General features: G+C 30.6%; 15 protein-coding genes, 1 tRNA gene and 1 pseudogene. 2 read left to right on the top strand and 15 right to left on the bottom strand.

Annotation, left to right across the window (positions count from 1 at the left end; genetic code table 11):
• Window positions 1–54: 54 nt before the first annotated feature.
• The 4 genes from AJN58_RS09360 to AJN58_RS09375 all read right to left on the bottom strand — a co-directional run bounded on the left by AJN58_RS09360 (window position 55) and on the right by AJN58_RS09375 (window position 2,366).
• Entirely contained in the window at window positions 55–573 is a 519-nt protein-coding gene (locus AJN58_RS09360; protein WP_070286419.1) for a MotE family protein, read from the bottom strand.
• A complete protein-coding gene (locus AJN58_RS09365; RefSeq protein WP_070287170.1) occupies window positions 566–994 on the bottom strand; it encodes a flagellar export protein FliJ in 429 nt (142 codons plus the stop codon). The genes AJN58_RS09360 and AJN58_RS09365 overlap by 8 nt, the downstream gene beginning before the upstream one ends.
• On the bottom strand, window positions 991–2,241 hold the full coding sequence (locus AJN58_RS09370; protein ID WP_002862151.1) for an adenylosuccinate synthase: 1,251 nt from the start codon (window positions 2,239–2,241) through the stop codon (window positions 991–993). Before AJN58_RS09370 ends, AJN58_RS09365 begins: the two co-directional genes overlap by 4 nt.
• 27 nt (window positions 2,242–2,268) lie before the next feature.
• A tRNA-Sec gene (locus AJN58_RS09375) sits at window positions 2,269–2,366 on the bottom strand.
• Window positions 2,367–2,505: 139 nt separating this feature from the next.
• On the opposite strand from AJN58_RS09375, the gene yedE reads away from it, so the two are divergent.
• On the top strand, window positions 2,506–3,714 hold the full coding sequence (yedE, locus tag AJN58_RS09380; RefSeq protein ID WP_070233853.1) for a selenium metabolism membrane protein YedE/FdhT: 1,209 nt from the start codon (window positions 2,506–2,508) through the stop codon (window positions 3,712–3,714).
• 3 nt (window positions 3,715–3,717) lie between these two features.
• Window positions 3,718–3,945: a sulfurtransferase-like selenium metabolism protein YedF gene (gene yedF / locus AJN58_RS09385; protein ID WP_044778896.1), complete on the top strand. Its 228-nt coding sequence runs from the start codon at window positions 3,718–3,720 to the stop codon at window positions 3,943–3,945.
• Window positions 3,946–4,017: 72 nt separating this feature from the next.
• On the opposite strand, the pseudogene AJN58_RS09390 reads toward yedF (AJN58_RS09385), so the two are convergent.
• The 11 genes and pseudogenes from AJN58_RS09390 to fdhD all read right to left on the bottom strand — a co-directional run bounded on the left by AJN58_RS09390 (window position 4,018) and on the right by fdhD (window position 20,351).
• Window positions 4,018–5,545: pseudogene (locus AJN58_RS09390) on the bottom strand (type I restriction-modification system subunit M).
• The gene (locus tag AJN58_RS09395) at window positions 5,542–6,102 is read right to left on the bottom strand and encodes a restriction endonuclease subunit S (protein ID WP_004306559.1); all 561 of its coding nucleotides are present in this window, start codon (window positions 6,100–6,102) and stop codon (window positions 5,542–5,544) included. Before AJN58_RS09395 ends, AJN58_RS09390 begins: the two are co-directional and overlap by 4 nt.
• Before the next feature lie 7 nt (window positions 6,103–6,109).
• Window positions 6,110–6,772, bottom strand: coding sequence for a restriction endonuclease subunit S (locus AJN58_RS09400; RefSeq protein WP_070263749.1), 663 nt, complete (start codon window positions 6,770–6,772; stop codon window positions 6,110–6,112).
• A complete protein-coding gene (locus AJN58_RS09405; protein WP_070292216.1) occupies window positions 6,765–9,728 on the bottom strand; it encodes a type I restriction endonuclease subunit R in 2,964 nt (987 codons plus the stop codon). The genes AJN58_RS09400 and AJN58_RS09405 overlap by 8 nt, the downstream gene beginning before the upstream one ends.
• Window positions 9,729–9,800: 72 nt before the next feature.
• Window positions 9,801–11,270: a sodium/proline symporter PutP gene (gene putP, locus AJN58_RS09410; protein ID WP_070292217.1), complete on the bottom strand. Its 1,470-nt coding sequence runs from the start codon at window positions 11,268–11,270 to the stop codon at window positions 9,801–9,803.
• 17 nt (window positions 11,271–11,287) lie between these two features.
• The gene (locus AJN58_RS09415; RefSeq protein WP_070292219.1) at window positions 11,288–14,776 is read right to left on the bottom strand and encodes a proline dehydrogenase family protein; all 3,489 of its coding nucleotides are present in this window, start codon (window positions 14,774–14,776) and stop codon (window positions 11,288–11,290) included.
• A gap of 130 nt (window positions 14,777–14,906) precedes the next feature.
• The gene (selD, locus tag AJN58_RS09420; RefSeq protein WP_083265194.1) at window positions 14,907–15,929 is read right to left on the bottom strand and encodes a selenide, water dikinase SelD; all 1,023 of its coding nucleotides are present in this window, start codon (window positions 15,927–15,929) and stop codon (window positions 14,907–14,909) included.
• A 10-nt stretch (window positions 15,930–15,939) separates the two neighbouring features.
• Window positions 15,940–16,512, bottom strand: coding sequence for a sulfurtransferase-like selenium metabolism protein YedF (gene yedF / locus AJN58_RS09425; protein ID WP_002867054.1), 573 nt, complete (start codon window positions 16,510–16,512; stop codon window positions 15,940–15,942).
• 111 nt (window positions 16,513–16,623) lie between these two features.
• Entirely contained in the window at window positions 16,624–18,726 is a 2,103-nt protein-coding gene (gene ccaA / locus AJN58_RS09430) for an aspartate chemotaxis receptor CcaA (RefSeq protein ID WP_002862158.1), read from the bottom strand.
• Between the two features lie 112 nt (window positions 18,727–18,838).
• Window positions 18,839–19,576, bottom strand: a complete 738-nt coding sequence (locus AJN58_RS09435; protein WP_002862159.1) for a winged helix-turn-helix domain-containing protein — start codon at window positions 19,574–19,576, stop codon at window positions 18,839–18,841.
• Window positions 19,569–20,351 carry a formate dehydrogenase accessory sulfurtransferase FdhD gene (gene fdhD, locus AJN58_RS09440; RefSeq protein WP_052858392.1) on the bottom strand — a complete coding sequence of 261 codons (783 nt, stop codon included), beginning with the start codon at window positions 20,349–20,351 and terminating at the stop codon, window positions 19,569–19,571. Before fdhD ends, AJN58_RS09435 begins: the two co-directional genes overlap by 8 nt.
• Window positions 20,352–20,403 lie beyond the last annotated feature (52 nt).

Below are 20,403 nucleotides of genomic sequence, written 5' to 3' on the forward strand. Positions count from 1 at the left end.
CTTATTTTTGGTAAAAGAATGTTAAAAATGAAAAATTTTCATTCTTTTAATCACCTAATTACTAGCATTATTATCTAAATTTTTCAAAAGCAAAGTAAGCTCGCTAGCTTTTTTTGGATCCATTTTAGACAAAACACCTGAAATTTTACGCGATTCCAAAGAAAGCATTATTTTACTTGCATCCTCTGCATCCATTTGACTTAAAACATCTGCAATGGCTGCATCTTTCATTTGGGAATAAATTTCTTTAACCCTACCTTGAGTTTTATCATTGATTGAATTTAAAATCTTTTGTTGTTCTTCTACAAGCCTTGCGTTTTCAAGCTTTAATTCTTCAATTTTTGCCAAAGTTGCATTAACCTCAGCCTCTTTTTTTTCTAAATTTTCAAGCCTTTCTTTTTGCAAAGCTTCAAAAGAGGCTTTATAAGCTTCTAAAGATTGTCTTGCTTCATCAAATTCTCTAGTTTGCAATTCAATTTGAGCTTTTCTAGCTTCAAAATACTGCTCACAATCTTGTTCAGCTCCAAAAACTACACTTGAAATAAAAACTAACAATATAATTTTTTTAATCATCTTTTTCCCCTTTGAAAAAACGACTGATTGCAATTTCATCTAAAAATTTTTCTTCAGCCTTCGCAAGTTCTTTTTGTTTTTGTTTAATTTCTTCAGTTTCCAAAGCCTTCATTTTTTCATAATCTAAATGCGCTTTTTGATATAAAAACTGATAATGGTTCATTTCTTTTTTAGAAAGTTCTACTTTCTCCTTAGCTCTTGCCAAAGCCTCGCGTCCTACTTGCGCCATACTTAAATTTGATCTTAACTCTGCTATAGATCCTGATTTTGGCAATACGCCTAAACTTTCACACTCTTGGCGTGAAAGTTCATAAGCTTTTTCATGTTCAAGCTGTCTTTGTTTGGCTTGATTAAGATTTGATTCTGCTTTATCAAGTTGTTGTTTTCTTACTTTTATAACAGAATTATATTTACTTTTCATAAGATGATAGTATCATCTCTTTCAGGGCTAGTGGAAATATACTTTACTTTAACCCCTGCAAGCTCTTCAAGTCTTGCTATATATTTTTTAGCATTTTCTGGCAATAAATCATAATCTTTTATACCAAAAACTTTATCCCAACCATCCATTTCTTCATAAATAGGTTGAACATTTTCTAAATCACTTGGTATGTAGTCGATTTCCATACCCTTATATTCATAAGCACGACAAATTTTTATCTTTTCAAAACCATCTAAAACATCAAGCTTCATCAAAGATAAAGCATCAAGACCATTAAGCCTTGCTGTATATCTTACAGCAACCGCATCAAACCATCCACAGCGTCTTTTACGTCCCGTGCTTACGCCAATTTCTTTTCCAATTTGCGCAATTTTTTCTCCATCTTCACCCTTATCCTCAGTAGGAAAAGCTCCATTTCCCACACGCGTTGCATAAGCTTTTACAATACCTATAATATTTCCCGCTTCTTTAGGATTTAACCCAAGTCCTGTTAAAGCGCCTGCTGAAATAGTACTTGAACTTGTAACATAAGGATAAGTTCCATGATCAATATCAAGCATAGAGCCCTGAGCTCCTTCTAAAAGCACTCTTTTATCTTCATCTAAAGCCTTCCAAAGCATTCTTGTAGTATCTGTAATATAAGGAGTTAAAATTTCATTAAAGCGTTTTAAATCAGCAAGCAATTCTTCAGCACTTGGAATTTCAATTTCAAGCATTTCAAAAAAAGTTTTATTAGCTTCAAAATCTTTCATCAAAGCCTCACAAAGTCTTTGTGGCTCTAAAAGCTCTCCAACTCTATGTCCTGTACGATTAATCTTATCTGCATAAGAAGGTCCTATACCCTTACCTGTTGTTCCTATGGCATTTTTACCTTTGAGTTTTTCTTTTGCAATGTCTATTAAAGAATGATGTTTTAAATTTAAATGAGCTCTATCGCTGATATATAATCTACCTTTTAAATTTTCAAATTGAGCCATTTCAGCGATCAATACTTCAGGAGAAACCACAACTCCATTTCCGATAATATTAATACATCTTGGATGCAAAACTCCACTTGGCATAAGATGAAGCGCATATCTTACACCATTTACCCAAATCGTATGCCCTGCATTGTGTCCACCTGCACTTCTGCAAACAAAATCATAATTTTCACATAATTTATCAACTACCTTACCTTTTCCTTCATCGCCCCATTGAATGCCGACAATAATATCTGCTTTGCTCATAAAAATTTCCTTGATTTTACTTAATATTGGCGAGAAGATGAGAGAATCGAACTCCCCAAAGAATAGTCAACTATCCTTTCATCTGATTTGAAGTCAGTGGCGATCACCAGATACGCTAATCTTCCAAAGTGATAATTATAGCGATTTTTAATGAAAAACAAAATAAATTTATCAATATTCTTTTTGACTTCATATTAAATTTAAGCTATAATCTCACTCTTTTTTAGCATCAAGTTTTGATGATTACATTTTTAGGATCTTTCTTTGAATTCTTTTAAACAAAAATATTTAATCAATTTTTGGGACAATTCCCGTTCTATGATTGCACTTGGAATTTTAAGCGCAGTGTATTTTGGGATTTTTGGTGGCGTTTGGGCTGTTACTGGAGAAATGACGCGTTGGGGCGGTGAATTTTTAGAGCTTTTAGGTATGAATTTAGATGGATATTCTTATTACCAAAAGCAAAATTTAAATGGAACCCCTTTAACAAGAACTGATGGTATTATGCTCATAGGTATGTTTATAGGTTGTTTAGTAGCCGCACTTTTAGCTAACAAAGTCAAATTTCGTCTACCTGCTAGCAATATAAGAATTTTTCAAGCAATAGCAGGTGGAATTCTTTCAGGATATGGAGCAAGACTTGCATTTGGATGTAATTTAGCTAATTTTTTTACAGGTTTACCTTATTTTTCTTTACACACTTGGCTTTTTACTGTTTTTATGGTTTTAGGAATTTATCTCGGAGTGAAAATTTGCAACACTTCCTTTTTTAAACCTAAAGCTAAATTAGAACGTGTAAATAAAGAAAACTTGCCGCTAAACAAGCAAAGTTTGCGTACAAAACTATATTTTAACTTAGGCATATTGCTTTTCATGGCCTTTTTAGTTTGGGTGTTTTATCTTGTTTTTACAAATGGCAATATCAGCACACAAAACAAACAAAGCCTTCTAGCTTTAGCACTGATTTTTGGTTTTGTTTTTGGCTTTGTTATTTCTAGAGGGCAAATTTGTTTTACTTCTTGCTTTAGAGATTTATTTTTATTTGGTAGAGATAATGCTATAAAAGGCGCATTAATCAGTATGATTATCGCCTCTTTAATCGCTTTTGCTTTTATCTTGCAAGGTCATACTAGCAAACTCATAGAACTTTCTCCTGCTGTAGCTGTAGGAGCATTTTTGTTTGGTTTTGGTATAGTTTTTGCCGGAGGTTGTGAGTGTGGTTGGGCTTATCGTGCCTTTGAAGGACAAAGTCATTTTATGATAGTAGGAATTGCAAATATAATAGGAACTATGATTTTAGCTTTAAGTTATGACTTTTTACCAAAAGCTTTTAAAGAAGGTATAAAAATCAATCTTTTAACTGAATTTGGCAATTTAAATGGATTTTTTATCAATCTTATTTTATTCATCTTAATGTTTGTTTTTGTAGTATTTTACAAAAAACACTTCTTTAAAAATCAACTTAAAGGATAAACAATGAAAATTACTTATAGTTTAAATTTACAAGGTGAAGCTTGTCCTTATCCTGCTATAGCAACACTTGATGTCTTGCCTAAGCTTCAAAGTGGAGAAATTTTGGAAGTGCTTTGCGATTGCCCACAAAGTATCAATTCCATACCTCAAGATGCAAAAAACCGCGGTTTTAAAGTGCTTGAAATCGATCAAAGTGGGCCTACACTAAGATTTTTAATCAAAAAGCCTTGAAAATATTAATTTTTAAGCTTTAAAAAAATAGTGAGAATATTCATCTAAAATTATTCTCACTCTAAACCTTAATCATTCAAGCTCACGCACCAAGTTATCAATTCTATTTCTTAAAACACTTTGGCGTTTTACAATCTCTTCTATTTCTTTATTTAGTGCTTTTATGTCGATTATCTCTCTTGTATCTTTTGCTTCTACATAGCTTGATACGCTTAAGTTATAATCATTTTTTGCGATCTCTTCAATGCTTACAAGCTTAGTTAAATGTGGCACTTCTTTTCTATCTTTATAAAGTTTTAAGATATTTTCTAAGTTTTCCTTGCTTAGCATATTTTTATTAGTTACTTTGATAAATTCTTCATTTGCATTGATAAATAGTGTATTTTTATCAGTTTTATTCTTTCTAAGCACCAAAATACACACCGCAATGCTTGTGCCAAAAAAGAGATTTGGTGCTAGAGAGATCACACAATCTACAAAGTTTTCTTCTATCATATATTTTCTTATATCTCTCTGCTCCACCTCTATACATTACCCCAGGAAAGCAGACAATCGCTGCACTTCCTTTCTCGCTAAGCCAAGAGAGTGAGTGCATCACAAAAGCCAAGTCAGCTTTTGAAGTGGGTGCTAAAACCCCTGCTTTGTTAAATCTCTCATCATTGATTAAAAGTGCATTGTCTTTGCCCTCCCATTTGGTACTATAAGGCGGATTGCTAACAATTGCGTCAAAAGGCTCTAGCTCTTTATGATTTTCACTAGGATTTATCAAAGTATCGCCGTGTGCGATATCAAAGCGTGTGTAATTTACATCATGTAAGAACATATTCATTCTAGCAAGGTTGTAGGTAGTGATATTGATCTCTTGCCCAAAATAGCCCTTTTTAGGATCGCTTTTTAGTGATTTTTTGTATTGCAAAAGTAGCGATCCACTCCCACAAGCAGGATCGTAGACTTTATTTGGCTTAGCATTATTATACAAAGTAATTTCTACCAAAAGTTTGCTTACTTCTTGTGGAGTGAAAAACTCTCCCCCGCTTTTACCCGCATTACTTGCATACATTGTCATTAAAAACTCATACGCATCACCAAAAGCATCGATCTCATTTTCATTATAGTGCAAATCAAGCTCACTTATTGTTTCCATAATCTTTAAAATCTTTTTATTACGCTCTTTATTATCCGCTCCAAGTTTATTAGAGTAGAGATCCAAATCATCAAAAAGCCCTTTAAAGCTCTTTTCGCTCTCACTTCCATTAGCACTAGATTCTATCTCTTTAAAAACTACACTTAGTTTTTCATTTAAATTTTCTAAATTTGCATTTTTAAACATATTTGAAAAAAGATGGCTTGGCTTTATAAAAAATCCTTTAGCATTAATGATTGTATCTCTACCATTTTCTGCCATCTCATCGCTTAAATTTTCATAATCTTGCTCAAAAGATTTTAAAACATAATTTTTTAGATTCTCGCAGATAAAATAATAAAATAAAAATCCCAAAACATAACTTTTAAAATCCCATCCATCGACACTTCCACGCAAATCATTTGCTATCTTCCAAATGGTTTTGTGTAATTCTTCTCTCTCTACAACGCTTTTCATATGGCTTCCTTAAAAGTTAATAATTGATTTCTATAATATTCATATTGCTTTTTTCTTGCTTCTATCTCTGCGGGGATTCCACTTTGTAAATCCGTGGTAAGTGCGTGGAATTGATCTAAAATATTTACAATTTTTTCTTGTGTTGCAAGGGGTGGGATTGGGATTTGAAATCTATCTGTATCAGCTACTGCTAATTGTGGGATTTTAACCGCATTAGCTCTTGCTATTTTTTGAAAATATTCAACTTTGTTTTTAAGGTAGTAAAAAATAAATTTTAAATTTATATCTTTTGTATCTGGATTTAAAGAGTAAGACCACAATTCATTTTTATGTGTAAAAGGTTTTGCATAATATTCAAAATCCACATAACCGCGAGATTTTACAATTATGCTAGTTTTTTTAAGAATATTTTGCTCTTGCAATAATTCCATCTTGGTATCAATAAAAGTTTTACCACCTGCAAAGATTCTAATATCGCCATTTTGGATTGCGATTTTTTCCATTTCTCCCGCAGTGATATTGATACCTTTTTGTCTTTCACATATTTCACCTAGCATTTTTAGCTCATACCCCCCCCCCATTAGTTTTTAGATACTCAAAAGATAAAAGCTTGTTGCGATAATACTCATATTGACGGCGGCGCGCTTCTAGCTCTGCTTCTAGCTCTGCTTCTAGCTCTGTAAAAGTATCTAGAATCTTAACTATCTCTTCTTGAATTTCAAGCGGCGGAATTGGGATTTGGAGATTTTTCCACTTGGGTTGAGTTAAACCAAATCTAGTAATTCCTTGTGCATTTTTTAAAATTTGTTTTCGCAGATTCTCAGAATCAAAACAATATCTCAAAAAATAAGGATTAATTTGTCTATTGAAAATCCTAAAACGCATAATATGATAACTATAACAAACATTAGGCATATCTTCAATTGCAACAGAAGCAAAACCAATTTCATTAATATTCTCAGACGATGGAGTAATAAATAAATCATTTTTTAAAATATTACATTTTTGTATTTCAGCTTCTGAGGCAGTTACTTTCATTGAAGGAATATTTTTATTAATATAGTGATTATTCATCACATCTAAAAAATTTAAAAGAAAAACTTCTTTTTGGTTTTCTCTTATTTTTTTATCAACTCCTGTATTTGATAACTCCCCAATTTCCCATAAATTCTTAAACTCCACGCCATTAGGACAAAGCTCGTTTAATAATTTTTCTATTTTATTCATTCTCTTCCTTTTTAAGAAAAACTACAAATTTATCAAAAAAACTTTTAAGTTTATCAATGATTTGCTGTCGTTTTTCGTCATTTCCTTCACTCTTTGGAGCAAAAGGATTAATAAGCGGTAAAAGTCTTCCTATGCCCTCTCCTTTATCTTGGAAGAAATTTAGCTCAAAGGCTTCATCTAAATATTCTTTTGTCAAATTTCCATTTAAATTCTCATCTTTTATGATTTGTTGTAATTCTTGCTCTTTTTTTCTTTGCATAAAACTCTCAAAAAGGCTTTTATAATCGCTATTTTTATTATGATCAATCTCGTTTAAAAACTCTTGTATTAGCTCTTTTTTATCCCTTAAGCTTGGGTTTGAAATAATGGTTTTTAAAATATTTTCTTTTGTCTTTTCTTTGGAATCTTTGTGATACTCTTCAAGCAAGAACAATATAAAGTCTACATTGATCTCATTTTGTTTAATCAGCTCGATTTCAAAGATTAAATCATCATTGATATTTTCTTTTTCTTTCTCTTTTCTTAGAGTGTTGTAAAGCTCTAAATAATGGCTTTGATAATCTTGCTTATCTCTGATATCTAAAGGATTTTTAAATTCATCAAAAAGATTTAAAATATTTTCAAGCTTTAGAATCTCATTGAAAATTTTAATGAATTCTCGTTGCTCTTTTTCGCTTTTTAATGGAAAATTTAAAAGTTCAAATTTTTGTTTTAATTCATCCACTAACGCACTATATTTTTCAAAATAAAAAGCAAAATTTTCTAGCAAAACAATGCTTGATGCTTTTTCATCACCAAACATTTTTAAGCTTTCATTTGTGGCATTTTCTAAATCTCTAAAACACACGACATTGCCGCAATTTTTTTGCTCATTTAAGATTCTATTGGTGCGTGAAAAAGCCTGGAGTAGTCCGTGGTATTTGAGATTTTTATCCACATAAAGAGTATTGATCGTTTTAGAATCAAAGCCTGTTAAAAACATATTAACAACTATAAGCAAATCTAGCTCTTTATTTTTAAGCTTTTGGGATATATCTTTATAATAATTATCAAATTTTTCTAAGCTAAAATCACTTTTAAAATAGCTATTATAATCTTTTATCGCATTGCTTAAAAACTCTTTTGCACTTTGACTATCACTTGCAAACTCATCTAAATCTTCATTTTGTTCATAAGAGTAAATAATGCCAACTTTTAAATCTTGTTTGTTTTGTTTTAATTGTCTGCTAAATTCTTCATAATATTTTTTGGCAAAATCCACACTAGCGGTAGCAAAAATAGCGTTAAAACCTTGCACTCTTTGATTTTTAAGCGTGTAGGCACTTTGTCTTTTGGTATGGCGGTTAAAATTCTCTAAAATATAGCTTGTGATTTTTTCTATTCTTTCATCATTTAAAAGGCTTGATTCTCTATCAATGGTTAGAATTTTCTTATCTGAATCACTTTCAATTTGCTTCATTGTAGAATGATAACTTACTTTAAAAGGTAAGACATTTTTATCTTTTATCGCATTTAAAATCGTGTAAGAGTGCAAACAAACACCAAAAGTGCTTTGAGTGGTTTTAAGCTCTAAATTTTTATCATTATTAACAAAATAATTTTTGCTAGCATTTTCTTCAAAAATCGGCGTGCCAGTAAAACCAAAAATATAGTATTTTTTAAATTTTTTGATAATTTGTTCGTGCATTAAGCCAAATTGACTTCTATGGCATTCATCAAAAATAAAGACGATTTCAGAATCAAAAATGCGAGAATTTTCATATTTTTGCACGAATTTTGAAAGCTTTTGAATTGTGGTAATGATAATTTTCTCATCTTCTTTTGTGCTTTCTATGCGATGCTTTAGCTCATTGGTATTTTTAGTGGCATTAGCTGCACCTTTTTCAAATTTATCATATTCTTTTTGCGTTTGATAGTCTAAATCTTTCCTATCTACAACAAAAAGCACTTTTTGAATAAAGTTTAGTTTTGTGGCTAAAATCGCTGTTTTAAAGGAAGTTAAAGTCTTTCCGCTTCCTGTGCTATGCCATATATAGCCCCCTGCTTCTACACTGCCATAATGTTTGTGATTATGGGCGATTTTAATTTTATCTATAATCCTCTCACTTGCTGCGATTTGATAAGGACGCATAATAAGCAATTCATCATCTGCATTAAAAACACAATATTTTGTAAGGATATTAAGCAAATTTCTTTTAGCTAAAAAGGTTTTTGCAAAGTCTTCTAAATCTTCGATAATATTGTTTTTAGCATCTGAAAAACTCATACAAAAAGCATAATTATCGTTTTGTGATTTTTTAGCTTTGTGCTGGTTTGTGTTGCTATAGTATTTAGTAAGTGTGCCATTTGAAATAATAAAAATTTGCACAAATTCATAAAGTGCATTGCCCTCTAAAAAGCTTTCTTTTTGATAACGCCTGATTTGATTGAAAGCTTCTTTTAGATTCACCCCACGCCTTTTTAGCTCAATATGCACTAAAGGCAGTCCATTTACTAAAATGCTAACATCATAGCGATTTTTAAATTCTCCATTTTCATTTTTTAACTGCGAGATAACTTGAAGGTGATTATTAATAGGATTAACTCTATCTATCAAAATAATATTTTTCTTGCTTCCATCTTCTTTTTCAAGTGTAAGTGTAAAACCATCACTTTGAAGCATTTTAGTTTTATCTTCAAAAGTTAGCTTAAGATTAGTGATATTTTGCCTATAAAAACTTTCCCATTCTGTCGGTGAAAAAGAGATATTATTAAGCCTTTGAAGTTGTAATTTAAAATTAGATTCAAGATCGTTTATATCGCTTAAATTTAATCGCTCATAGCCTTGAAGTGTAAGTTCTTTAATAAGAAATCTTTCTAAATCCTCTTCGCTTTGATAAGCTTTTGGCTCTTTTGGTGTGAATTTGTATTCTGTAATAATAGTAGTGTTGTCATTTTGCGTCATTAAATCATTCATAAAAAGCCTAAAAATATAATTTAGGAAATTATACACAATTATCCCTACAAAAGTAGGGATTTTTAGAGATTTTCAAAGCTCTTTTAACATCCTTTCATAAGCAGCTTTAGTTCCTGAGCGGACATTAGTAAGTAAACTTGCAATAATAATTACCACCGAAGCTGCTAAAAACCCTGGAACTATTTCATAAAGACCCGAATTTGCAAAATTCTTCCAAAGTACCACAGTAGCAGCTCCTGTTATCATACCTAAAATCGCTCCTACTCTTGTCATCCTACTCCAAAATAAAGAAAAAAGCATTACAGAACCAAAAGAAGCTCCAAATCCAGCCCATGCATAAGAAACTATACTCAAAACACTTGAATTTTTATCAGTAGAAATCAAAAACGCTATTACAGCTACCAGTAAAACACCTAATTTACCTAAATTTAATACAACATGACTTGGCGCATCTTCTCTAAAAATCTTTTTATAAAAATCTTCTGCTATAGTAGAACTTGAAACCAGCAATTGTGAACTTGCCGTACTCATAATAGCCGCCAAAATAGCACTGAGTAAAATACCTGCTATCCAAGGATTAAATAAAAGTTGCGACATCACGATGAAAATCTTTTCAGGATCTTGCAAACTTAATTCAAATTTATGCACATAAGCTATACCCAAAATACCTATCATACAAGCACTTAAAAGACAAACCACCATCCAAGCAATACCTATAAAAGTGGCCATAGGAATATCTTTAGTAGAACGAATCGACATAAAACGCACTAAAATATGTGGTTGACCAAAATAACCCAAACCCCAAGCAAGTGCAGATATAATGCTTATAACTTCTACTCCTTCGCCCATAGATAAAGCTTGTGGCTTTATTTCTCTTATTATATTCATCGCTTCACCAAAGCCACCTAAATGATAAAGCATAACCAAAGGTACAATAATTAAAGCCATCATCATTAAAAGCCCTTGTATCATATCCGTCCAACAAACTGCCTTATATCCACCTAAAAAAGTATAAGCAACAATAATAATCGTTCCAGTAGTTAAAGCATAATCGTATCTGATACCAAAAGTACTTTCAAAAAGTTTTGCTCCACTTACAAGTCCTGATGAAACATAAAAAGTAAAAAATATCAAAATTACCACCGCACATATGATGCGCAGTATATGTTTATCATCATCAAAACGAGTTTCAAAATAATCAGGAATAGTCAAAGAATTTGCAATCACACTGGTATAAATTCTAAGTCTTTTTGCCACAAAAATCCAATTTAAACTAGCTCCTATAGTAAGTCCAATTGCAATATAAGAATCTATAAAACCACTTATGTATAAAGCTCCTGGTAAACCCATTAAAAGCCAACCACTCATATCAGAAGCCCCTGCACTAAGTGCAGATATCACAGGCCCCATAGTACGCCCACCTAGAAAATAATCTTCTGAATTTTTATTTTGTTTATAAAAATAAAAACCTATATAAAGCATCAATAAGGCATAAACTACAAACATCACTGCTATTGGGGTATTAATTTGAACTACTTCCATCAATCTCTCCTTGATCATTAAGATATTGCTCTAATGCCTAAATTTCCATAGCGATGAAAAGATATACTTAAAGCTTTTTCATTAAAATAATTTAAAAGTTCAAAACGACCATTTAACAATGGCTTTTCTCTTATGATGATTTTAGCAAGCTTTGCAGCCTCTTTATAAATCTCATCATTTACATCTGGCTTTGCCAAATAACGCACTCTTTCATATTCTTTAATACTCTTGATAAAATTTTCTTTATTTTCTTTTAAAAATAATACTTTTGCTCCTATGCTTTGAACAATTCGTTCTATCATACTAACATCTTGTTCATCATAACTGATACTTAGATCAATATTTACAATATTTGCACCTAAAATCACCCCTAAAACATCTTTTAAGCTTTCATTTCCACAAAGTCTTAAAACCATATTCTTTATTTTAGTATAAGAAAAAAGATTATCTTCTCCACGAATATTGACATAATCTTTTGAAACACTAAACTCATTTTTATAATGATAAGCATAAGATTGAGACATTTTAATTAAATCGTTCATAAAATCTTGTGATTCTTTTAAATCTATTTGTGCTAATTTTTTTGAAAATTTATCTTCAATTAAATGATCATCAAAATCTTCTTGCTTAATCTCTAAAAATTGAGTGATATAGTTGTAAATTCCTACTTTTCTACCCAAACCTATAGCTGATTTTTTAATTCCACCAAAAGGTTGACGAAGCACTATAGCCCCTGTGGTTGGTTTGTTGATATAAATATTTCCTGCTTCTATATGAGTGTGAAAATACTCCCATTCTCTTTCATCTAAGCTTTCAAAACCTGCAGTTAAACCATAACCTGTGGAATTTACTATATCAATAGCTTCTTTTAAGTCTTTAGCCTTCATCACACTTAAAATCGGTACAAAAAGTTCATTCATATGAGTAAAATCACCCTTTTTAGTGCCATATTTTATGCCTGGCGTCATTAAATAAGGATTATCCTCTAAAAACTTAGGTTTTAATGCCCATTCTTCATAAGGTTGTAATTCATCTAAAGCCTTTTGAACTTTAGAACTTGGCTTATCAGCTAAAGCACCTAATTTATTTTTAAATTCAAAAGGACTGCCCACTGCCATAGAACTTGCAGCATCCACTAAAGTCTTTTTAAATTCTTCATCATTATAAACCTCTTCTTCTAAGACTAGCAAAGAAGTAGCTGAACATTTTTGACCGCTATTGCTAAAAGCAGAATGAATGATATTTTTAATCGCACTATCACGATCAGCAAATTTAGAAACTATAGTCGCATTCTTTCCTCCCGTTTCAGCACTTAAAAGCAAGGTTGGATTAGCTTTTAACATAGCATAAGCAGTATCCTCTCCTCCTGTAAGAATTGAAAATTTAATCGCTTCATCAACAAGTAAATATTTAGAAATATCGCTTCCTTTTGAAGGTAAGAAAATCAAAGCATCTTTTGGAATACCTGCATCCCAAAAACACTTACAAAGCATATAACCTGTTAGGGTTGAAAGTGAAGAAGGTTTATAAATCACCACATTACCTGCAGCTAGTGGTGCAGCTATAGTACCTACTGAAATCCCTATAGGAAAATTCCAAGGAGCTATGGTAACCCCTATGCCTTTAGGTGTGAATTTAACTTTTGGATTTTGTTTTTTAAGCTCTTCTAAAGAGTGCGGATAAAATTCTATAAAATCAATAGCCTCGCTTACTTCAGGATCGATCTCTAAAAAGGTTTTGCCCACTTCTAAAGCTGCCAAACCTATCAAATCCCCTCTTCTTTCTCTCATCAGTTTTGCACTTTTGGCTAAAATTTGATAAATTTCATCATGACTTTTTTGTGTAAATTTGGAATTTTTAGCTACTTCTAAAGCTTGTTTGATTTCTTTTTCTCCTGCTAAATAAGCCTTTCCTATAACTCTATCTTCGATCTTATCTTTAACTTCTAAAACATTTAAATTTTCTGCTTTAAAATCAAGTTCGCCTATAACAGGATAAACATCATAATCTTTTAAATTTTCATATTTAGTTTTAATTTCTTTAGCCCACGCTCTATTTTGTGCTAAAATAAAATCCGTATCGCTTTCATTGCTAAATTTTTTACTTTCATAAGAACTTATGATATTTGATTCTTTATTTCTATCTTGCTTACGATGTGTAGTATTATCAAGAATTTTTATGCCTTCTAAAGATTTTAAAAAAAGTTCTTTTTGGATATTCCAGTTCTTATCTCCTACTTTAAGATTGAAAAAATAACGCATAAAATTATCTTCACTTGTATTTTCATCAAGGCGTCTTACAAGATAAGCAATGGCATTGTTAAAATGTGCTTCATCGCAAACTGGGGCATAAAGGATTAGATCATGCATTTTAGATAATTCATAAGAACATTGCAAACTCATACCTTCAAGCATTTCAAAAGTAAAAGAATCCAAAGCACCCACTTCACTTATGCGTGTATAAGCATAAGCAATCTCAAAGATATTATGACTTGCAATTCCTATGTTGATGTATTTATAATTATCTCCTTCAAGAATAAAATCAAGCATTTTATTATAATTACTATCAGTATCTATTTTTTTGTAAAAAGTAGGAAGCTCCCAACCCCTTTGAGACGCAATGGTTTCTTCACTTTCCATATTAGCACCCTTAACAAAACGGATCTTAATAGGCTTCATACCTTTTAAAACCCTCTCTTTTGAAAAAGCAAAAAGTTTTTTAAGATACTTATAAGAATCAGGAATATAAGCTTGCAAAACAATCCCTGCTTTAATATCAAATTTAGCCACACTTTCCATAAAAGCTGCAACGGTGAGCTCTAAATCCCTAAATTCTTCCATATCAAGATTGATAAATTTAGATACACCTTGTTTTTTCTCTTCTTCTAAGGCTAAAGCATAAAGATAATCTAGTCTTTTTACGACCTCTTCTTTAGAATAATTAAAATCTATAATATTAATTTGTGAAAAAATAGTAGTAATTTTTATGGAAATATAAGTGATATAGCTTGATTTTAAGGCTTCTTCGTATTTTTGCATACGATATTTACTCTCAGCTTCACCTAAAACCTCTTCGCCGATTAAATTCACATTTAAGGTAATTTTATCTTGCTCTTTTCTTTTCTTAATATGTGGTTCTAAAACACTAGGATTTGCATCTAGAACCATATCTTTAGTATCTTCTCTTAAATGTTTGACAAAAAAAGGTACACTTAAATTAGGAGCAAATTTGCCAAAATTTAAAAAGCTAAAAAGTAGGAATTTTTCAAAAGTGCTAAAAAAATCCGCTATGCCATATTTACTCAAAGTATATTCTATAAGCTCAAAACTTGCATTTTTATCTTTACATCTAAAAGAACGATCTAAAAGCTCTATAAGCATAACTTTATTTTTGGGATTATTAAGAAGTTTTTGCATTTTAGCATGAAATTCTTTTTCAGAATTTGAAATATTGGCTTCTATTTGTCCTTGTAATTCTTCAGCTAAGGCTAAAGCTTTTTGTATCATTTCGTATCTCCTAAGATAAAATAAATTTTAATAAATAATATATAAATAAGATAAAAAATAATATTTTAAATCATAGAAAATGTATAAAAAATGATAAAAAAAATTTTAATGGGTATATAAGTAACAAAAATTAAGAAATGATAATATCATTTTCTTGCTTATTTACAACCTTAGCAATAATTTTAGCTTGAATATTTTCATCTTCTAGTTTTTTTAAACATTCTAAGGAATCTTTTTCACTTATAGAAATTAAAAGTCCTCCTGAAGTTTGTGGATCGCAAAGTAATAATTTTTCTTCATTTAAATCAGGGGTAAGTTCTTTTATAAATTCTAAATTTTTATAAGCTCCAGCAGGAATTAAACCCATATTAAAATACTCTTTTACTCCATCTAAAAAAGGAAGTTCACTTTCAAAAATTTCAAAAGAAATATTTTTATTTAGCATTTCTTTTAAATGACCTAAAAGTCCAAAACCTGTGACATCACTCATGGCGCTTGGGTGAAATTTAAGAGCAATTTGACTGGCTTTATAATTTAACTCCATCATACTTTTAAGCATTATATCTAAATGTTTTTGATTTAGCATTTGTGCCTTTAAAGCTGTACTTAAAATTCCTATTCCTAAAGGCTTGGTTAAAATGATACAATCTCCAACTTTAGAAGTATTATTAGCAATAAATTTACTAGGATGTACTTTCCCTGTAACACTAAGTCCAAAAAAAAGCTCAGTGCTTTCTATAGTATGGCCACCCACAACTAAAGCATTGCATTCTTGAACCTTATCATTTGCACCTTCTAAAAGCTCTTTTAAGATATTTAAATCATGATTACAAGTATCAAAACCTACTATATTTAAGGCATTAATCGCCTCTGCACCCATAGCAAAAACATCGCTTAAAGCATTTGTTGCGGCAATAGCACCAAAATGATAGGCACTATCTACTATAGGAGTGATAAAATCAAGCGTTTGCACCAAAGCTAAATCGCGGCTAATTTGATATACGCTTGCATCTTCATTATTTCCGATATCGCTAAGTAAGGCAGGGGTTTTTTGCATGAAATTTAAAATTGTTTTAAGACCACCCGGGCTTAATTTCGCTGCTCAGCCTGCTGCTTTAACAAAATGCGTTAAATTTTGATTTTTATATTGCAGCATTTTTCCTTTACAAAGTAATAATTTTTGCTTTACCAAAAAGCTCATTTAAAATTTCATAAGCATTGCCTATATTTCCTATTTTAAGCTCTTTGCTTTTATTAAAAAATTCCAGACAAGCTCCGCAACTTATGATCTCAATACCTAAATTTTCAAGTTCTTTCATAGCTAAATGTGCTTTATGATTTTCATCAACATTGATTAAAACACTTTCATTTACGCAAAGAATTTTACTTGGAGCATGATCTAAATTTTTTAAGGTACTTAAAAATCCTACAAGTAAATTTTGTCCCAATTCACCCTCACCCACTTTGTCGGTTTTTAAAAATAAAACATTATAATCGTGAATATTTACTTCACTAGAATTAAAATTCTTTTTTTGCACTTTGATGCAAAACTCTTGTGCATTTTCATCTATAATAGGATTTAAATTTAAAGAGTTAAGAAATTTTACAACATTATTTTTTGAAATAATAGAATTTAAAACAATTTCTAAAATTTCATTTTCTTGAAGTTTTTCAAGAGCGTTTTTTGTTTCAACTATAGGCTGAGGACAAGAAAGATTGCGACAATCAATTTTCATTATTTTTCCTTGATATTAGCTTTGAAAAATAATATTATTTTATTACTTGTTTTGTGTTTAAAAATTTTAAATAATATAGAAAAAATTCAAAAGCTCAAAAATGAGCTTTTTTTAAAATCTTTTTTTATTCACATCTTCAAGAATTGCCGCAGCAATTTGATTGACTTCATTTGTTATATTATTGGTAACATTTGCAACTTCGACATTTTCCTTAGTTACAGTTTCAAGTTGTGCTATAGCATCGTTAATCTGTGTGATTCCTGCTGTTTGTTCTTTTACAGATTCTGCTACTTCATTTACGCTTTGAACAAGTATATTAATATTTGCCTCGATTTCAGATAAGGATTTTCCTGTTCTTTCCGCAAGCTGTCTTACCTCATCTGCAACAACTGCAAAACCACGCCCATGTTCTCCAGCACGTGCAGCTTCAATAGCTGCATTTAAAGCAAGAAGATTCGTTTGCTCAGCGATATCTTTAATCACATTGACAATATTTTTTATATCATCAGCTTGCGAAGCAACCTCAACTGTTTTTCCACTTACATTTTGCATAGAAGAATTAATCTCCTCTACAGCTGCAGCCGATTGTTCTAAAGAACTCGCTTGTGCATTAGAGCCATCAGCAAGTTTTTGCATAGAATTTTTTAACTCTTCTGACTGATTGGCTAAATCTTTAGCAAAATTTGAAGAAGCTACAAGCATCTTTTTAATTTCTTTACCTAAAATATTAGTTGTAATCTCAACTTCGCCTTTAGCATCAAGCACCTCTGTGCTAAAATCAAGCGCTTTATAACTATCAAAAACTCTATTAATTTCATTCATATTAGAACCAATTTTACTTTGCAAAACATCAAGCATTCTATTAAGAACATTTTTAAGTTCTACTAATTGAGGGTTTATAGGATTTTTAGTAATTCTTGCAGTTAAATTACCTTTTTCGATTTCTTTAGCAGTTTGCACCGATTCATCTACAGCATTTTGATCTTGCTCTAAAGATATTTGAATCTTTTCAATATTTTCATTTATGATTCTTCCCATTGCCCCTAATTCATCATTGGCTCGAATTTTAATTAATTTTAGCTCAATTTTTTCATGATTTAAGAAACGGAAAAAAGATTCTAAAGAGTTAAGAATAATTGGTAATCTTGTTGCAACAATTTTTCTTACGCAATAATAAACCACTCCCAAAACAACAAAAATAAAAATAAAAGATGCGCTAATAATAATTAATTGTAATTTTTTCAAAGGTTCAAAAACTGAATATTTAGGGGCAGTTACCAAAACTGTCCAAGAGCTATCTTGCACTTTAAAACTATTAATCGCGGCATAAGAATCATCACCATCAAAAGCTATATAGTTAAAAACTCCATTTTTTCCTTCGCTCATAGCCTTATAAGTCTCTTGTGCGCCTTTGTTAGGATTGACATCTTTTAAATTTTTTAAAACCAAATTTTTATTAGGGTGAATTGCAACAAGACCATCTGAATTTAAAAGAACTCTTAATTCTCCATCATATTTTTGACTCTTGGGATCTAAAAGATAAGTAGCAATAGCCGAAAAATTCAAAGTCATACCGATAACACCTACAACTTGATTCTTTCGGTCAAATATAGGCATAGCAATATTTACAGCATCAAAATCTTGACCTTCTAAATTCATCCTAATAGGACGTCCTATATATACTTTATTTTCCCCATATTTTGCTTTTTTTAATATATCTTGCACAACTTGTAAATTAGCTATTTCATCACTAGCTTGTATTGCTTTTATCCCGCCTTTACTATCTTTTTCTTCATCAACATAAAGCATAACAAATTTTCCACTTTGAGTATTGAAAAATTTACTCTCCTCTTTAAAATATTCTGGCGGATCGATAAGATACAAATAAGTAAAATTAGAATAAGCACTATTATCAAAAGTATTGGTTATAATATTTGTTATACTGTCTATATCTAAATTTTCTTTTGAAGTTGATCTAAACATTTCTGTTAAAGTACCTGAAATACTTTTATTTAAAGCAATCATTTCCCCAAAAATTCCTTGAGTTTGGGTAGCATATTCTTTCGTGATAGAAGCTAGAATATCTTCTGTATTTTTGGTAATATTTTGACTTACTTGTTTTGTGATTAATGAAATTAAAATAATAAGCCCAATAACAACAACAGTTGCTACAGAAAAAATAAGTTTTAAACCTATATTTAAAGATTTAAACATCTTAATAACTCCTAAAATAAAATTTTGGATTTTATATTTTAACATATTTTTTAAAAAAATACCATTAATTAATTATAAAAATATTATGTATTAGTATTTTTTGATAGAAGATTTATTTTTTTCCTTTTAAGAACAATTCTTTAAAGCGTTTATTAGCGTATTCTTCTATGTCCTTTTGCAAAATAGAGTAATTTTCCATTAATTCCAAAGCTCTAGGAGTAAGTTTTGTTCCTGATTCTTTAGAGCGTCCTTGTCGTGTGCTAACTAAAATTTCTTGAGAATTTTTTTGTAAGGTTTGTAAATGCATCCAAGCTTTTTTATAATTAATCCCCATAAGTTTAGAAGCATGCAATAAACTACCTGTTTGTCCGATAAGCTCTAAAAGTTCTGTTTTTCCTCGTCCAAAAAGCAAATCTCCATCCGCATTTTCAATCCAAGTTTTTGTTCTTACTATAAATTGCTTACCTTTTTTTTCTTTAAAACAACCAAGTTGACAATACTTTACATCAACCTTATAAGCTTTTAAAGCTGAACGCATACTTTTAAGTCCACAACCTTCTTTAGCAATATCTCTTGCATCTTTACAAAAAATTCTACGCTTTTCATCTAAACTAGGTTCTATTTTTTTAAGCACTTCAATCTTTGCTTTTTCAAAATCTAAATGTCCAAATTGCCCCAACTCGCAATTATCAATTCTCATGTGATTTTCATCGGCTAATTGTCCGATTTTTTCTATATTTATATTAAATTTCTTTGCAATTTTAAAAGCCGTACCACAATCTAATTTTTCATTACTATTTAACAATTCTCTCATGTATGAGATGATTTCTTTTTCTTGATTTTTATCCATGAATTCTAAATTCTCCACTATAAATATTGATCTTATTTTCTCTAGCAAAACCACAAAGCGTTAAATCAAATTTTCTTGCTATCATAACCCCTAAACAAGTAGGAGCCGTGCGTGAAACAAGCACTGGAATTTTATGCATAACTGCTTTAGCTACCATTTCAGAACTTAGCCTTCCACTAACCATTAAAAAACATTGACTTAAATCAACCCCAGCTAAACGTGCTTTTCCTAAAGCTTTATCTATGGTATTATGTTGAGCTATATCTTCACCTATAAAAAAAGTTTTCTCATCTACAAAAAGCTTAGCCGTATGCACACAGCCTGTTTTCTCGTAAAGCTCGCATTGAGTATAAAAAGTACTCATTTGTTTTAAAATTTCATCTTTGCTAAATTTTACATCAGAACTAATTTTACTCGCTTCAATGGCTTCTAAATCGATATTTGCAGTATGTGCTCTACCACAACCACTTATAACTACGCCTTCAGCATTAAGCTTTGCTAAATTTTCTTTATCAATCTTTGCTTTGATATGCACACTCATACCATCATCTTTTGTTTCTATGTTCTCAATATCGCTTACTTTTGCAATGATATTTTCGCTCATTAAATACCCTATTGCTAATGCCTGTTCATCTACAGGAGTTGCCATTAAAGCACCTACTTTTTCATCATTAATAAAAATTTCAAGCTTAATTTCACGTACTAAAGTATCATCGCATGTAAAAGATTCATCACCTTTATATTTTAAAATTTGGGTTGTAAATAATGGATCCATACCTTATCCTTTAAATATCTTTAAATAATATTATATCAAAAAAACATAAATA

The sequence above is a fragment of the Campylobacter sp. BCW_4321 genome (assembly GCF_001763075.1).
Classification (GTDB): domain Bacteria; phylum Campylobacterota; class Campylobacteria; order Campylobacterales; family Campylobacteraceae; genus Campylobacter_D; species Campylobacter_D jejuni.

Coding starts and splice junctions, on each gene's coding strand:
- fdhD (WP_052858392.1), bottom strand. CDS start 20,351: ATGGATCCATTATTTACAACCCAAATTTTAAAATATAAAGGTGATGAA.
- AJN58_RS09395 (WP_004306559.1), bottom strand. CDS start 6,102: ATGCTAGGTGAAATATGTGAAAGACAAAAAGGTATCAATATCACTGCG.
- AJN58_RS09365 (WP_070287170.1), bottom strand. CDS start 994: ATGAAAAGTAAATATAATTCTGTTATAAAAGTAAGAAAACAACAACTT.
- yedF (WP_002867054.1), bottom strand. CDS start 16,512: ATGAAAATTGATTGTCGCAATCTTTCTTGTCCTCAGCCTATAGTTGAA.
- yedF (WP_044778896.1), top strand. CDS start 3,718: ATGAAAATTACTTATAGTTTAAATTTACAAGGTGAAGCTTGTCCTTAT.
- AJN58_RS09370 (WP_002862151.1), bottom strand. CDS start 2,241: ATGAGCAAAGCAGATATTATTGTCGGCATTCAATGGGGCGATGAAGGA.
- putP (WP_070292217.1), bottom strand. CDS start 11,270: ATGGAAGTAGTTCAAATTAATACCCCAATAGCAGTGATGTTTGTAGTT.
- ccaA (WP_002862158.1), bottom strand. CDS start 18,726: ATGTTTAAATCTTTAAATATAGGTTTAAAACTTATTTTTTCTGTAGCA.
- AJN58_RS09360 (WP_070286419.1), bottom strand. CDS start 573: ATGATTAAAAAAATTATATTGTTAGTTTTTATTTCAAGTGTAGTTTTT.
- AJN58_RS09415 (WP_070292219.1), bottom strand. CDS start 14,776: ATGATACAAAAAGCTTTAGCCTTAGCTGAAGAATTACAAGGACAAATA.
- AJN58_RS09400 (WP_070263749.1), bottom strand. CDS start 6,772: ATGAATAAAATAGAAAAATTATTAAACGAGCTTTGTCCTAATGGCGTG.
- AJN58_RS09405 (WP_070292216.1), bottom strand. CDS start 9,728: ATGAATGATTTAATGACGCAAAATGACAACACTACTATTATTACAGAA.
- AJN58_RS09435 (WP_002862159.1), bottom strand. CDS start 19,576: ATGGATAAAAATCAAGAAAAAGAAATCATCTCATACATGAGAGAATTG.